Below are 15684 nucleotides of genomic sequence, written 5' to 3' on the forward strand. Positions count from 1 at the left end.
ATGCACTCCATGGACGTTTCGCCGCGACGGTACTTCGCCGTCCGCCCGCGGGCCGCCGACGTTCTGCTCGCGTCCGCGCTGGCCGCGTTCGCCCTGTCACTGCGGCTGGTCCAACCGCCGCCCGCGGGCGTGGCCGGCGCCGTCGCCGTGGCCGCGTTCTCGCTCGTGGGAAGCCTGCCGCTGGTGTGGCGGCGGTCGCATCCCTGGCCGGTCCTCGGCGTGGTCTGCGCCGCGTACATGACCTGCGAGCTGGTCGACCCCGCAAGCGAAGGGGCGATGGCGGTGGCGTTCGCCTGCTACGCGGTGGCCCGCCATGGGCGCCCGCCGAGGACGCTCGTCGCCGTCGGCGCGCTCCCCGTCACGTTGGGCGCACCCGAGCTGGCCGGACGGCTGAGACTCGGCCAGGCGCCGGTCGGCCGGCCGGGCGACGTGTTCGTGATCTCCGCCGTGGCGGCGGCCATCTGGCTGCTCGGCGTCCATCAGCGCCGTATCCACGCGGACGCGGCCCGGTTGCGGGAACTCGCCGATCGGCTCCGCGCCGAGCAGGAGCTCAGCGCCCGGCGTGCGGTGGCCGCCGAGCGCGCGAGCATCGGTCGTGACCTGCACGACATGGTCGCCCACCATGTCAGCGCCATAGCCATGCAGGCACGGGCCACCGCCACGGTGCTGCCCGCCTCCGCCGAGCGGGCCCGCGCGGGGGTGACCGAGATCGGGACGACCGCCGACACCGCGCTCAACGACATGCGCGCCCTGCTGCGACTGCTCGCCGACGACCGTGACCCGGCGGAACCGCGTCCCGAGCCGTCATTGCGCCATCTCGACGGCCTCGCCGACAGCGCCAGAGCCGCCGGATGCCGGGTCATGGTGACCGTGGACGACACCGCCGCGACGGCCCCGCCCGCGATCCAGTTGTCGGCCTACCGGATCGTGCAGGAGGCGCTGACCAACGTCCTCAAGCACGCCGGAGCCACCGACGTCCGGGTCGATGTGACCGTGGAGAACGACATGCTGAGCGTCACGATCGTCAATGGCCCGCCGGAGGTCTCGCACACGCCGATCCCCGGGTCCGGACGCGGCCTGGTGGGCATGCGCGAGCGTGCCGCGATCTTCGACGGCACGATCCGCGCCGGGACGTGCGACGGCGGCGGCTGGCGGGTGGCGGCCGACCTCCGGCTGCCGGGACCGCCCTGCCCCACGGGTGACCGGGCCCATCCCGCCCGGCAGACCGGTATGACCACGACGTGCGTCGACGGCGGCCCAGGCCCGGAGCGGGCATGACGGCCATCCGCGTGCTGATCGCCGATGACCAGAAGATGGTCCGGACCGCGCTGCGCACCGTGCTCGGTCAACGGGACGAAATGGTCATCGTGGGAGAGGCCGAAGACGGCCCGCACGCCGTCACCGCGGCCATCGACCTGCGGCCGGACGTCGTCCTGATGGACGTGCGGATGCCCGGCATGACCGGAGTCGAGGCGACGCGCCGCATCCTGGGGGGCTGGCCCCATCCCGGCCCGCGACCGCGCGTGCTGATGCTGACCACGTTCGACCTCGACGAGTACGTGCACGCCGCCCTGCGCGCCGGGGCCGACGGGTTCATCCTCAAGAACAACACCCCCGAGCAGCTCGTGGAGGCCATCAACGCGGTCGCCGCCGGGCAGGCGATGCTCGCCCCCACCGTCACCCGGCGGCTCATCGCCACCGTCGCCGCGCTCCCGCCCGGTCTTCTCACCGGGCCACCACGCCCCCTGGACGACCGCCCGCACCCGCTCGACACCCTCACCGATCGCGAACGCGGTGTGGTGCTCCTCGTCGCCCGCGGCCTGTCCAACGGTCAGATCGCGAGACGCCTCGACCAGTCCGAGGCCGCGGTCAAGAGCAGCGTCAACCGCATCCTCACCAAGCTCAACCTGGAGAACCGCGTCCAGGCCGCGCTCCTCGTCCACGGCGCCGGCCCGCTCACACCACCGAACCGGTGACTCGGTGAGCGCCGAAGGCGGGCGCGATCCGGCCGACGGCCGGGAGACCTGTGTGATCGACTGGTCGTTCGTATGCCGGGGGCGGAATGGATCGATGCCGCGTTGTTCGTTCCGTGACTGGTTGAGGTGGGGCACACCGCGGCGGAAGTAAAAGCGTTCGTCGCCGCGGGCACTGGTTCGGAAGAACGCTTCGGGTGATGCGGTTACGGGCGCAGTGCGTTCTGGACGGTGTTCCGCGGGTGCAACGCACTGTATGGCCCGGAACCTGCACGCGGATTCAGGGCCAGGGCCGCACTGGCGGGCCGCGCTTGGATTATCTACCGAGCGCGGTGATGTGGTGTGCGGCGGGCGGCGCCCGTCTGGCCGTCGCCGTGGAGGGATTGCCGGGGGCGGACGTTCAAAATTGAACGGTGGCGAACTCGCCGACCTGATCCGGCCGACTCGCCCGCTCGCCATCGAAACGGAATCTCTTGCTTTCTGCGGGGTTGTGCTCCCCCCTGCCTCGGGGAACTCGCCGAAGAATTCATTGAGGCGACTCCGTGTAGGGCGGCGGCTTCTCACTGTGATCGCCATTGGGGTGGTCGGCGGAATGCTGATCTCGTTAATTCTGTGAGCTCGTTGTCTTCCCTGCGCTATAGTCCTGCCGTTTTCCATCCCATCCCCCGCGTAAGGAAGCAGATGAACCTCGACTTCAGTGCGGATCCCACGTTCTCGTGGTATGTCGTCGCCCTGCTGGTCTCCGGCTTACTGATGACCGGTGCGGCGGCCTTGCCCGGCTCCAAACCGCTGGAGCGGCTCCTGTACGTCGCGCTGGGCATCGCGATGCTCGGATATGGCGTCTACCTGGGCTTCGTTTTCGACGGCGGTGAGTACTCCATCTTCTTCTACGTGTTCGTCGTGCCGCTTCTGGTGCTGGCGCGCGCGTTCCGTGCCGTGACCGGCCGAGCGGAAAGCGCCTGACGGAAATCACCACCGCCCATGGACGGCTGTGGAGCTGGTCGCTGACGATGTCGGCGGCCGGCTCCACCGGTACTCCGGGTCTATTCGTGGAAGAAATGCCGGAAGGCGCGGAACTGTTCCGTGCGAGAGGTGTGAAGATTCTGGCGCGGTGAAGAGTGGTCTGGCCGGGAGGTACGGGGCATGATGGTCGTATGAGCGACGAACAGCGGCAGGAGAGCCCGGCGGACCGGTGGCGGTCCCTCCCCCCACGCATTCCCCTTGAAGACACGGTGGCCGTGCAGGAGGTTCCCCCTAAACCGCAGGTCGTCGCGGAGCCGGGAAACGTCAAGCTCGCCGAGGCCACCCGCTACCCCGTTTGATCCGAGACAGATAGACGCCGGTGGTGAGCCTGGTGGCGCGAACAGTCACCGGCCGCCGGCCACGGCCGCCGGGTCGAGTTCGCTGATCTGACGTTGGCTGTTTCCGCCGGTCTTAGGGCCGGGTGAAATCGGCTGCGGTCATGCCGGGCGGATGGCCGGGGGGCCACTGGACGAGTTCGATCCTGTAACCGTCGGGGTCGGTCAGCCATGATGTGCGGATTCCCGGGCCCGGTTCGGCCGGCGGCTCGGCGGTGATGCCGTTGGCCGCGAGGGCGGTGATCGTGGCGTCGAGGTCGTCCACCTGAATGACGAGGTGGTTGACGGCGCTGGTGTCTTCCACTGGTTTCGCGGGGTCGTGCACGAGTTCGAGGCTGACGAACGGATCGTCGGGTAGCTGGAGCATGGTCAGGCTGCCGAATTCCGACTCGGGGACGCCGCCCAGTTCGGTGTATCCGAGCGCGGTGTAGAAGGCGAGCGAGCGTTCCAGGTTGGTGACCCTGAGCCCGAGGTGCAGCATGCGCATGCTCGGCACACTAGTGCCGGAACGAAGGGTTGTCCGGGAGGTGCCGCGCGTTCGGTCGGTCGGGGGAGCGGGCTCACCCGTGGGAGGGAGGCTCTCGGGTGGTGGCCTGGCGAGGATTCGGGCATGGCAACGCTCACTGTTCCTCGGCCCCCCACTCGTAAATCCCCGGCTCCTCTTGAGACCTGGCCTGTCACGGCGGTGACATGGTCCGTCGGCGCTTTCATCGCGCTGTGTGTCGTGTTGGTCGCGAGTAAGCCGCTGCGTGGTGAGAGCTTCAACGGCACCGATGGTGTGATCGCCCTCGCGTGCGGGCTGCGCGGGCTGACGATTCTGATGGCGCAGGCGACCATCCGGTCGTGGGGGCGCCGGGTGCCCGGCTGGTTGCTGCTCGGCGGGCTGGCGGGCGCGGCGGGGCTTCAGGCGTTCTACCCGTTCGCCGAGCTGGTGATCAAGCTGGCGGTGGTGGTGGGGCTGGTGGACGAGACCGGTCTCGGCGCGACGCATACGGACGCCACGGCCTGGTTCAACCTGGTGATGACCGCGCTGATCTGGGGTGTCCCCGGCGCGCTGCTGGGACGGACCGCGATGCAGTATCGGCGCCGGGCGGGTGTGCGGTTCCGGTGGGTGCTTCTCGGCATCGGTGGAGGCCTGGTCTTCCTGGGCTCGCTCGGCGTCGTGATCGGCTGAGGCCCATGCCGCATGCGCTGGATGCGCTGGGATCTCGAATGGGACTTCTGCGGCGCTCAACGGGCTGGAGGCGGTGGTCGTATCGGCGATATTTTATGGATGTGGCGGGCGGACGGGCCCGCGTCCGCCCGCCCGCCCACGGTCAGGGGCGCTCAGCCGATCGCGACGGCGTTCATGTACCAGCTGGTGTGGGGGAGCCACTGTTCGCCCCAGCGCCAGTCGTCGTCCTTGCCGGTCTTGGCGAAGCCGTGGTCCCAGAGGATCCCGCTGCCGTCCTCGTTCTTGCCGGTGATGCCGTTGACGACGCCGCCCGCGGTCTGGAGGAACTGCCACGACCCGAGCCACAGGTACTGCGGGTTGTTCTGGCCGGAACCGTCGAGCATGCACACGTCGTAGGGGTTGGCGCCGAGGATCCAGTCGAGCTGGTTCGCGGCGTACGAGCGCAACTTCGCCGCGAACGTGCGGTCGTCGGAGAAAGCCCGCGCGGTGAGACGCGCCGCCGTCGCCAGGGAGGCGATGCGCGCGTTCTCGCCCTGCCACCACTGGTCACGGGCGCGCGGTGTCACGTTGTGCGGGAAGAAGAACTGCGCGGCACGGTTGCCGTTTCCGTCCTGGACGAGCTGACGGGCGTAACCGAACGGGTTGGTGACCTCCGCGGTGACCGACAGTTCGAACAGCATCGATCGGCGCACGGTGTCCAGCACCCGGTCCTTGGCGTCGCCGTCGGCGATGCCCGCGTAGGTGAGGAGCGCGACGACCGGGAGACCGGCGTCGGACGGGTGGAAGTACGGGCGGTCCTTGTCGTCGGCCCGCCAGTAGTCACGGTGGTCGCGCCAGGTGACCAGCCGGGAAGCAAGGCTCGCCGCGCGTTTTTCGGCGCTCTTTCTGTAGGTGTCGTCATCGGTGGCCCGGTACAGTTCGACGGCCGCGAGCAACGCGTTGTAGTCGTCTTGGATGTTCTCCTTGCCGTCATTGGTGAGCCGGACGTTGTTGGCTTCGAGATAGGCGAAGGCGTCCTTGGCGGTCGACAGGTACTCGGCGCTTTCGTAGTCGCCCGACACGTCGTGTGTGCTGGCGATGGCCAGTGCGGCGATCGCTATTCCGCCGCCCTCGCGGAAGCAGACCTGTTCGGTGCCCAGAGTGCGCTTTAGGGGGTCCTTCGGGGGTCCGGGCTGGCGGACACTGCTGTAGAAGGACTGCCCGGGGACGTGCACGCGCCGGATGTAGTCCGCTCCGTACAGGCCCTCGTCCTGCATCCAGGTGCGCAGTTGTGTGAAGTTCTCGTCCTTTCGCGCGGTCAGTTCCCGATACGAGACGAACAAGGACCATGCGGTGAGCGGGAGTTGCAGCGTGTTGAAATAGGAGAGAGGCGACAACTGTGTGAAATGCTTACCGAAATCGCCGGTCGCGTCGTACCAGCCGCCGTGCGCGTCGTACGTCCTTCCGGTTCTTCCGAGCGGCACATGGCGGTCGAACTTGTCGTACTGGCCGGAGCAGCGCCAGCCCTTGAAGTGGTGGACGACGTGCGAGAGCGTATACCGCTCCAGCACCGTCGGCTCGATCTTGAACGGTGCCGACCGGGCCGACCCCACGGCGACGAAGTAGTCGCCTGGCCGCTCCACCCGGGAGAAGTCGGCCGTCCAGTAGCGGCGGTCGTCCCAGTCCGCGACCCGGCCCGCGTCGACGAACGGTCCGCTGAGGACGGTCTCACCGGTGGTCGTGTCGATGAGCCGGAACCCTCCCGGCGGCGAACTCGCCGTGACGACGACGCGTTTCGGCGCGCCCGGGTCGAAACCCACGTTGTTGAGGAGGACCCGCGTCGTCGTGCCGTCGGGTTCCCGAGGTGCCGTCCCGGTGTCGGCTACCGCCTCGCCCGGGGCGCCCACGACTGTGCCGGCTCCTACCGTGGCCGCTCCGAGCAGGAAGCGTCGGCGGTCGTACCCAGATCTCATGCTCGCACCACCCTGGTGTCGCTTTGATCCCCCGAAACCGTTATTTGTCCGATTTCTCGGTATCACGGTGAGGGACGGCGTCAACCCCGGATGCGCTGTCCGGTGATCAGGATGCGTTAGTCGGTGAAGATGTCCAGGGGCAGGAACGCCGACACCAGGAAGTTCGGCACGTTGACCACCTGACTGATCCTGAGGTCGACGGCGACGCTGCAGATCGCGTACGCCTGCTGGCGACTCCAACCCCGCTCGCACAGATGGTCGACCATGTTCAGCACCGCGTTGCGGGCGGCGAGGGACACGTCCTCCGGCACCACCGTGGCGCCGTCCCGGCTCATCGACAGGCCCGTGGTGGCGTAGAACCGGCGCGGAGCCGCGAACTCCGGCGCCACCCAGTACTCGTCGCGGGAGAACCTCGGGCCGGTGATGCCCCTCTCCCTCGCCTCGCCCTTGTGCACCGCGAACCGGACCCGCAGCGTCGCCCGCATCTCGATCGCCGTGCCGCACGTCTCGCCGTCGCCCTGCGCGAAGTGCGCGTCCCCGGCGCTGAACAGGGCGCCGGGGGCGTCCACCGGAAGGAACAGGCGGCTTCCGGCGGTGAGCTGCTTGATGTCGACGTTGCCGCCCTGCTCCCGCGGCGGAACGGTGCGCAGGCCCGTGGTCGCGATCTCCGGCTTGGACGGCACCGCGCCCATCGCCGACGGCGGCAGCGCCGGAGCACCGAGTTCCTGAACCGTCCGTTCGCGTTCGGTGATCCGCCGCAGCGTGTCGGGCCCGGGGGCCAGGCCGATCGTCCCCATGAACGGGGCGCCCGGGATACGGACGCCCGGCAGGTCGGACGACGTCGCCCAGCCGTCCGCGATCGTCCAGCGCACGAGGAACGGATCCGGGAACCGGTCGCTCAGGAAACCGACCCCCGGCGCCTGCGCGGTGAAGCCGAACGCGTCCGGCGTCACCTCCAGGATCTCCACCTCGAGGAGGTCGCCGGGCTCGGCGCCCTCGACGAACACCGGGCCGGTCAGCGGATGCACCACGCTCAGGTCGGCGGCGGCCACCGACTCCGCCGTGCTGGACATGTCGAACTGCCCGTCGAACGCGTCTCGCGTCTCCAGCACGACCTCGTCGCCCGGTGCGCAGGACACCACCGGAGGGATGTCCGGATGCCACCGGTTGTGACCGGTGCCGGGCTCTTCCCGCAGGGACAGCGCCGGGTCGATGCGGATCTCATGTACGGCCATCCGGACATTCTCCACATAGGAGTCTGTGGATGGTCGTGAGGGTCCGCGCCGACCCGGCGCGGTGTCAACCGCTCTCGCCGAGCCGGAGCCGGTGGTGCAGCCTGCGGAGTGGCCGTGGCGCCCACCAGGTGGACTCGCCGAGCAACGTCATCGCCGCAGGGACGAGCAGGCAGCGCACCAGCGTCGCGTCCACGGCCACGGCGACGGCGAGCGCGACGCCGAGCTCCTTGATGCCGAGCAGCTCACCGGTTGCGAAACCGGCGAACACGATGATCATCAGAAGGGCGGCGGAGGTGATGATCCGCGCGGTCCGCTGGAGGCCGTGTTCGACGGCGAGGTCGGTGGGGGTGCCCTGGTCGTACAGCTCCTTGATCCGGGACAGCAGGAACACCTCGTAGTCCATCGACAGCCCGAACGCGAAGGTGAACACCAGCACCGGCACCCAGACCTCGATGCCCCCGGAGGAGGTGAAACCCAGCAGGCCCGCGCCGTGACCGTCCTGGAACACCCAGACCAGCACCCCGAAGGACGCCCCGAGCGACAGCGTGTTCACCACCATCGCCTTGATCGGGACCAGCAGCGAACCGGTCATCGCGAACAGCAGCACGAACATCGCGACCGCGATCCAGCCCGCCGCCCACGGCAGCGCGCGTCGGATCTCGCTCATATGGTCTTCCAGGACGGCGGCGCTCCCGGTCACCCAGGTCCGGAAGTCCGGACGCTCGGCCCGCAACGTCTTCACCAGGTCGCGCGCGACCTGCCCCTGCGGATCGCCCGCCACGTGCACCTCGATCAGCGACCAGCCCGGCGACAGCGGCTCCGGCGACCCGACCGCCGTCACACCCCGCTCGGCCCGCACGGACGCCGCGTACGGCGCGGCCTTCTCCGGCGGTGCCGCCGCGACGATGAGGACGGGGTCGAGGGTCCGGCCCGGGAACCGCTTCGCGACGGTCTCCTCGAACCGGCGTGGACCGGCGTCGGCGGGCAGCGCCTGCACACGCGACAGCCGTGGCTCGGCGTCGACGAACGGCACCCCGGCCAGCAGCAGGACGGCGGCGACGCCGACCAGGGTGAGCACCGGCCTTCTGCGGGTCGCCCGCGCCGTCTTCGCGAACAGGCCGTCGTCGGCGCTGCCCGAGCCTTCGGTCGTCCGGCTCGGTTTGATCCGCCTGCGGGCCAGGCCGAGCAGGGCGGGGACGAGCGTCAGCGACACGACCAACGCGACCAGGACCACCGAGAGCGCCGCCGCGCCGAGGGCCTGGAACGTGGGAATGTCGAAGATGAACAGGGCGGCGACCGACGCGCAGACCGTCATCGCCGACCACGCGACGGTCCGTCCCGCCGTGGCCATCATGCGGCCGACCGCGTCCTCCGCGGCGAGACCGGCGCCCCGCTCCTCCCGGTAGCGGTTCACCATCAGCAGGGCGTAGTCGATGGACACGCCCAGCCCGAGGACGGTCGTCACCGACGCCGAGTCGGGATCGAGGTCCATGAGGTGGGAGAAGCCGTAGAGGGCGGCGAGCCCACCGGCGATCGACCCGAGGGCGGCGAGGATCGGCAGCCCGGCGGCGATCAGCCCGCCGAACACGAACACCATGACGAGCAGGGTCAGCGGCAGCGCCACCGTCTCGCCGTGCTCGACGTCCGCGCGGGACTGCTCGGCGAAGGCGCGTCCGACCAGCTCGGAGCCGCCCAGGTGCACCTCGGCGCCGGTCCGGCGGAGGTCTTCGAGGCGCGCGGCCACCGCGTCGACCGTCTCGCGCTCCGTGCCGTCGGACAGGTTCTTGGCGAGGTCGACGTGGATGAGCAGCGCCCGCCCGTCCGGGGCGACCAGGGACCGGTCGGACGAGCCGTACGGCCCGCGCGCCACCGCCACGTGCGGGATCCGCCGCACGTCCGTGACGGCCTGGTCGACGGCCCGCCGCACCCCGGGATCGTCGACCGGCCGACCGGCCAGGACGGCGCTGACCCGCGGCCCCTGCGGCCTGGCGGCCGAGAGCCGTTCGCTCCCCGCGACCGACTCCATGTGCGCGCCGTGGAACTCGGTGCTGAACCGGTCGAAGACCCGGTTGCCGACGACGAACAACGCGATGGCGGCGACCAGCCAGGCCAGCGCGACCGGTCTGCGATGCCGGTGACAGAAACGTCCGAGGCGTTCGAGCACCCCACACCCCCTGGTGGTTCCGAGCTTTGGTGACGTCCAACGGCAGCCCGCCCACCGGAGCGGGGCGTCGCGGTCACGGCGCCGCGGGATCTGAGTCGGGCTCAGTCGTGCGGGAGGCAGTGGTCGCGGAGGGCCCGTGGCAGTTGGCTGCGGCTAGTGATGCCGAGCTTACGGTACGTGTGCGTCAGATGTGCCTCAACGGTTCGACGCGTGATACAGAGACGCCGGGCGATCTCCCCGTTGGTGAGCCCCTCACCGGCGAGGACGGCGACCCGCTCCTCCGCGTTGGTGAGCAGGTGAGGCGGCGGACGCCGCAGCCTGCCGCCCGCGACGATGAGTTCGTCCTCCGCGCGGGCGACGAGTTCGTCGGAACCGCAGACGACACCGAGCGTGAGACCTTCCCGCAGGTGGTGCCGCGCCTCCCGGTTCTGGCGACGGCGGCGCAGCTCGGCGCCGAGGTCGACGTGCGCCTGCGCGGTGTCGAGGCGGGCGCGGGTTCCGGCGAGCAGGCGGGTCGCGCGCAGCAGCGCGTCCGGGTCGCCGTGGACGACCCCGAAGGCGTGCAGGGCCAGGCCGAGATCGAGGTGACCGCCGGACGGTCCCGCCGCCGCCCGGTCCGTCGCCCGGTCGGCCGTTCCGTCCGCCGCCCGGGCCACGTCGAGGGCGCGGGACGCGAACCGGCGGGCGTGGTCGCCGAGGCCGGTGCGGTGGGCGAGCACGGCCGCGCGGGCCCGCCGGGACGAGATCAGCGCCGGGGCGTCGGACCGGCCGTCCAGCCAGTCATGGAAGTTCAGCAGGTCGGACCGGGCGCGGTCGACGTCGCCCGCCGCGACCCGGACCTCGGCGCGGGTGACGAGCAGCACCGCGTCCCACCATGCGGAGGTGAGGCGGCCGAAACCGTCCGCTGCGTCCAGGGCGCCGGCGGCCGCGGCGGTGTCACCGGACCGGACGGCGGCCTCGGCCTGACCGGCGAACGCCAGCCGGAGCAGCGCGGAGGTCCGGGCGGCCCCGGCCTCGACCAGCCTCGCCTGGGCCTCGGCGAGCCCCCTGCGGGCCACCGCGAGCCGCCCGGCGGACAGCGCGAGATGGCCGCGCATCAGCAGCGCCACGGCCTCGTGACACAGGTCGCCGCGCTGGCGGGCGCGCGCCGCCTCCCGGTCGCACGCCTCCTCGGTCAGCCGGCCGGCGCGGAGCTTGCCGAGGGAGTCGACCAGCAGGTCCAGATGCCCGAGACCGGCCCGGGGGACCCAGCCCGCAGGGACGGGCGAGGTGGTGAACAGCGACCGCAGCGGCCCGCTGTCGGCGACGGGTTCGAGGGCGCGGCGGGCCTCGTCGTGGCGGCCGAGATGGAACAGGGCGGCGGCCTTGCCGATCGCCGCGTCCGACAGCAGCCGGGGAACGGCGGTCAACGCCGACGCCCGGTCGAAGCAGGGCGGCGCCCCCGCGATGTCCCGCCGCAGGAACGCCCGGCCGAGTTCGATCACCAGTTCCGCTCCGGTGGAGGCCGGCAGGTTCTCCCGCAGGGCCCGGTCGATGAGGGGCGCCGCACCGGGACCACGGTGGATGATCTCGGCGTGGGCCGCCGACAGCAGCGTCTCGGCCGCCCAGGGCCGGAAGCCGGGGGAGACGTGCAGCAGATGCCGCGCGATCCGCTCGACCGGGGAGCGGCGGCTGCGCAGCCGGCACGCCGCCGAGCCGTGCAGCGCCGCCCGGACCGTGGCCGAGGTGTCGGCGACGACGGTGGCCCGGACCAGCGGATGGACGAGCCCCGCCCGGTCGGCCCGCACGAACCCGGCGGCGGTCAGGGCCCGGACGGCGTCCTCGCAGTCGTGCTCCAGCAGCCCCGTGACATGGGACAGCATCTCCCGGTCGGCGGCGTCGCCGAGTTCGGCGATCGCCGCGACGACCGCGCGGGGGGCGAGCCGCTCCAGGTCGGCGGTCAGGCGGGCCGCCAGTTCCGGACCGGCCGCGGTCTGGTCGGTGAGGGCGACACGGGCGTCCAGCAACCGGATCGCCTCGCGGAGCAGCAGCCGGTTGCCGCGGGTGAGGCGCCAGCAGACCTCACCCGCGGACGCTGCGGCGAGATCGGGCACGCCGGGAGCGTGGCGGCGCGCGACCTCGACGGTCTCGTCGTGCGTGAGCGGCCTTAACGTGACGACGCCGTGGCACACGCCGCCGTCGGCCAGTTCCGCGACGACGGCCGGGTCGGACGCCGGTTCCCCCTCCCGGACGGCCGCCACGATCAACAGCGGCAGGTTCTCGATGCGCCTGGCCACGTAGCCGAGACACGACAGGGACGCCGGATCGACCCACTGGACGTCGTCCACGCACAACAGCACCGGACAACGGCGGGTCAGATCGCGCAGCACCCGGTACAGGGTCGGCCCGCAGTCCGGGAGCGACCTCGGGCGCCCGTCCAGGCCCTCCAGCGCGTCCACCAACTGTGCGGCGAGCCCGAGGGAGACGTCCCGCTCGGCGAGATGGCCGAACATGCGCAGCGTCCGGAAGCCTCCCTTCTCCGCGTGCGAGGCGGCGGCGCGCAACAGGGTGCTGCGCCCTGACCCGAAGCTGCCCCGGACGAGCAGCGTCCCCCCTTCTCCACGACGAGCGCGCCACACCGCCGTGGTCAGCGCGTCGAACGGCCCTCCGTCACCCCAGTCCCACCGCGGCCCGGCGAACGAAACCCTCCCGGCGGTGACCTCCCGCGCGGGCGCCCCCGGATGCAGGACGGGGCGCCCCGACCTCTCGGACATCCCGTATCCCCCCGGTACCCCTCAGGCCGCGGCGGCCTCGATCGCGCTCTCCGCGCGCGGATCCGGCACCGGTGCCGGGTGCGCCGCCACCATCTCGAAACCGGAGCGTTCGAGCAGCTCGCGGTATTCGGCCTCGGTGCGGTCACGGCCGGTCACCATGACGAGCATCAGCAGGTCGACGAGCTTCGCGGGGCTGAACCCGGGACCTTCCGGGATGAGCTTCTCCAGGACGATCAGGCGGCCCCCGGGCTCCATCGCGGCGCGCACCGTCCGCAGGATCCGGACGGCCTCGTCGTCGGACCAGTTGTGCAGGCAGCGGGCGAGCACGTACAGGTCGCCGCCGGACGGCACGTGCTCGAAGAAGCTGCCCTCGACCAGGTCGACGCGGTCCAGCACTCCGGGACCGGCACCGGCGAGCCGCTCGCGCGCCTGCTTGACGGCCTCCGGCAGTTCCAGCAGCACGCCGCGCATGCCGGGGTGCGCGCGGAGCGTGTCGGCGAGCAGGTTGCCGGTGCCGCCGCCGACGTCGACGAGGGTGCGGACGCCGTCGAGGCCGCAACTCGCGGCGAGCACGGCGGGCGTCTCGCGCAGCCCGCCCATGGCCGCGTTGAACCTGCGGCCCGCCTCGGGGTCGGCGTCCAGGTACTCGTAGAAGCCCATGCCGTAGGCCTTGTCGAAGGCGGGCCGTCCGGTGCGCGCGGTGTGCATGATCTCCGCGAAGGAGCGGAACACCTCCTCCCCGTACATGATCGCGCCGAGCCGGGCGGACCGCGCGGCGTCCGAACACAGCAGGGCGGAGGCGTCGGTGAGGCCGAAGGTGCGCGGGCCGGGCTCCTCGAAGAGGCCGACCGCGGCCAGCGCGCGCAGCATCCGGTGCAGCGCCTCCGGGTGGGCGCCGCAGGCCGCGGCGAGTTCGTCGACGGTGCGCGGGCCGTCGTTCAGGAGGTCGGCGACCCCGAGCTTGGCCATGGCGTAGCCGGCCTGGGCCAGCCAGCCGCCGGACAGGACGCTCAGCAGCACCATGCGGTCGACGCCCCCGACGTCGCCCCCGGTGCCCGCGTCGGTGGCCGCGTCGGTGCCCGCGTCGAGGGCCGCGTCCGTGGCCGGGTCGATGGTGGGTGTGTCGGTGGTGGGTGTGTCGGACGGTGGATTCACGGCGGTACCCCCGGTGGAATATATGTGCACGGACTGATCAGTACGGGCAGGGAGCGGTCAGGCCCAAGTCGATCAATTTCGTCCTTACCTACACGATTCTGTAATGCCGCGCGAGCATTATGCAAGGGCGAAGTAGGGAGCATTGTCTAGCATTTTGTAGCAGGCGAGATATCGCGCTTGACAGCGCACCGGTGCGCGCAGACACTCCTACTGACCACCGGCCGGCAACAATTGGGGGAGCTCCCGTTGGCCCGTCGCGCATCGCGTCGCGGACACCGCGCCGCGCCGCTGGCGGTCCTGTTCCTCAGCGCCTTCATGGCCCTGCTGGACGTGACCGTGGTGACCGTCGCCGTCCCCGACATCGGTGCCGACCTGTCCGCCGGGCTGTCCGCCCAGCAGTGGGTCGTCACCGCGTACACGCTGTTCTTCTCCGCGTTCCTGCTGACCGGCGGAACCCTGGGAGACAGGTACGGCCGCCGCCGGGTGCTGCTGGTGAGCGTGGCGGCCTTCGCCGTGACGTCGGTGCTCTGCGGTCTGGCCCGGTCGCCCGGCATGCTGATCGCCGCCCGCGCGTTGCAGGGGCTGGCCGCGGCGGCGATGCTGCCCGGCACGTTGTCGCTGATCGCGTGGATCTATCCAGACCCGAAGGAGCGCGGCCGCGCGATCGGGATGTGGAGCGGGGTGGCCGGTCTGGCGCTGGTCGCCGGTCCGGTGCTCGGCGGCTGGCTGGTCGGGGCGTACGGCTGGCCGGGCATCTTCTTCCTCAACCTGCCGGTCGCCGCCCTCGTCCTGGCGGTCGGGCCGCGGGCGCTGCCCGAGGCGCGCGGCGGTCGCGAAGGGCTCGACGTTCCGGGGCAGCTCACGTTCGTCGTGGGCGCGGGCGCGCTGGCGTACGCGCTGATCGAGGGCGGGACCGAGGGCTGGACGTCCCCGCGGATCCTCGCCGCGTTCACGGTGGGCGTCGTGGGCCTCGCGGCCTTCGGGGTCGTCGAGACCCGAATCGCCGAACCGATGCTGCCGCCGGCGCTGTTCCGGCGGCGGCCGTTCCTGGTCGGCAACCTGGTCTCGTTCCTGCTCGGCTTCGGCCTGTTCTCGATGTTCTTCTTCCTGTCGCTCTACATGCAGCAGGTCAGGGGCGAGTCGGCGCTGCACACCGGGCTGGCGTTCCTGCCGGGCTCGGTCGCCATCGTGCTGACCGCGCCGCTGTCGGGCCCGGTGGCCGCGCGGCTCGGGCAGCGATTGACGATCGGCCTGGGGCTGACCGTCGCGGCCGTGTCGTTGCTGACCATGCACCGGCTCACGGTGGACGCCGACTACGGGCACTGGTGGTGGAGCCTCGTGCTCATGGGCGCCGGGATCGGGTTGGCGCTCAGCCCGACGACGGCGCTGGTGCTGTCGTCGGTGCCGCGGCAGCGGTCCGGGGTCGGGTCGTCGATCGCCAACGCGCACCGGCAGTTCGGCATCGTGTTCGGCGTCGCCGTGCTGGGCGCGCTGCTCGCCGAGCGGTTCACCTCGCAGGTGCGCACGCGGCTGGACGGTCTCGGCCTGCCGCCCGCCGAGCGCGACCGGGTCGCCGACGTGTTCCTGCGCGAGGGCGGGACGGCGGCTCACGCGTCCGGTTCGTCGCGGCTGCCCGAGGGGGTGGTCGCCGCCGCCGAGAACGCGTTCGTCGCGGGGCTGCACGACGTCCTCACCGCCGGAGCGATCGTGCTGCTGGCGGGGGCGGCGGTCGCGGTGGCGCTGCCGTCCCGGGGGCGGGGGTGGGCGGTCTCGGACGCCGACGAGGTCCGTCCGGTGTCCACGCCGACCACCGAATAATTCCGACAAGGCCGACCAATCGGAATTCTTTGTCCCGTCCGATGAACGGCTGTACCGTGCGAATGCATTTGCATTCGGTGGGCGGCGCCGGGTGACGCGGGG

At 71.4% G+C, this 15684-nt stretch carries 12 protein-coding genes; 6 read left to right on the forward strand and 6 right to left on the reverse strand.

The window, feature by feature from the left end:
* Positions 1–9: 9 nt before the first annotated feature.
* The 4 genes from BZB76_RS11405 (at position 10) to BZB76_RS34725 (ending at position 3295) form a co-directional block, all read left to right on the forward strand.
* Positions 10–1278: a sensor histidine kinase gene (locus BZB76_RS11405; RefSeq protein WP_147449408.1), complete on the forward strand. Its 1269-nt coding sequence runs from the start codon at positions 10–12 to the stop codon at positions 1276–1278.
* Positions 1275–1976: a response regulator gene (locus BZB76_RS11410; protein ID WP_121434229.1), complete on the forward strand. Its 702-nt coding sequence runs from the start codon at positions 1275–1277 to the stop codon at positions 1974–1976. The genes BZB76_RS11405 and BZB76_RS11410 overlap by 4 nt, the downstream gene beginning before the upstream one ends.
* 678 nt (positions 1977–2654) lie before the next feature.
* Positions 2655–2936 (forward strand): hypothetical protein, encoded by a 282-nt coding sequence (locus tag BZB76_RS11415; RefSeq protein WP_121434230.1) that lies wholly within the window; start codon positions 2655–2657, stop codon positions 2934–2936.
* 191 nt (positions 2937–3127) lie between these two features.
* Positions 3128–3295 carry a hypothetical protein gene (locus BZB76_RS34725; RefSeq protein ID WP_170180585.1) on the forward strand — a complete coding sequence of 56 codons (168 nt, stop codon included), beginning with the start codon at positions 3128–3130 and terminating at the stop codon, positions 3293–3295.
* A 112-nt stretch (positions 3296–3407) separates the two neighbouring features.
* Here BZB76_RS34725 and BZB76_RS11420 read toward each other — a convergent pair whose 3' ends face one another.
* Positions 3408–3818, reverse strand: coding sequence for a VOC family protein (locus tag BZB76_RS11420; protein WP_121434231.1), 411 nt, complete (start codon positions 3816–3818; stop codon positions 3408–3410).
* 237 nt (positions 3819–4055) lie between these two features.
* On the opposite strand from BZB76_RS11420, the gene BZB76_RS11425 reads away from it, so the two are divergent.
* Positions 4056–4505 (forward strand): hypothetical protein, encoded by a 450-nt coding sequence (locus tag BZB76_RS11425; protein WP_147449409.1) that lies wholly within the window; start codon positions 4056–4058, stop codon positions 4503–4505.
* 152 nt (positions 4506–4657) lie between these two features.
* On the opposite strand, the gene BZB76_RS11430 is transcribed toward BZB76_RS11425, so the two are convergent.
* The 5 genes from BZB76_RS11430 to BZB76_RS11450 all read right to left on the reverse strand — a co-directional run bounded on the left by BZB76_RS11430 (position 4658) and on the right by BZB76_RS11450 (position 13764).
* Positions 4658–6391 carry a glycoside hydrolase family 9 protein gene (locus BZB76_RS11430; protein WP_246006880.1) on the reverse strand — a complete coding sequence of 578 codons (1734 nt, stop codon included), beginning with the start codon at positions 6389–6391 and terminating at the stop codon, positions 4658–4660.
* Positions 6392–6573: 182 nt separating this feature from the next.
* The gene (locus BZB76_RS11435; RefSeq protein WP_121434234.1) at positions 6574–7692 is read right to left on the reverse strand and encodes an acetamidase/formamidase family protein; all 1119 of its coding nucleotides are present in this window, start codon (positions 7690–7692) and stop codon (positions 6574–6576) included.
* A 64-nt stretch (positions 7693–7756) separates the two neighbouring features.
* Positions 7757–9856: an MMPL family transporter gene (locus BZB76_RS11440; RefSeq protein ID WP_121434235.1), complete on the reverse strand. Its 2100-nt coding sequence runs from the start codon at positions 9854–9856 to the stop codon at positions 7757–7759.
* A 101-nt stretch (positions 9857–9957) separates the two neighbouring features.
* Positions 9958–12609, reverse strand: a complete 2652-nt coding sequence (locus BZB76_RS11445) for a LuxR C-terminal-related transcriptional regulator (RefSeq protein ID WP_121434236.1) — start codon at positions 12607–12609, stop codon at positions 9958–9960.
* Between the two features lie 21 nt (positions 12610–12630).
* Positions 12631–13764, reverse strand: coding sequence for a methyltransferase (locus BZB76_RS11450; RefSeq protein WP_121434237.1), 1134 nt, complete (start codon positions 13762–13764; stop codon positions 12631–12633).
* A gap of 246 nt (positions 13765–14010) precedes the next feature.
* Here BZB76_RS11450 and BZB76_RS11455 point away from each other — a divergent pair, with 246 nt between their 5' ends.
* Entirely contained in the window at positions 14011–15582 is a 1572-nt protein-coding gene (locus BZB76_RS11455) for an MFS transporter (RefSeq protein WP_121434238.1), read from the forward strand.
* Positions 15583–15684 lie beyond the last annotated feature (102 nt).

Origin of the sequence: Actinomadura pelletieri DSM 43383 (genome assembly GCF_003634705.1) — a bacterium.
Taxonomy (GTDB): Bacteria; Actinomycetota; Actinomycetes; order Streptosporangiales; family Streptosporangiaceae; genus Spirillospora; species Spirillospora pelletieri.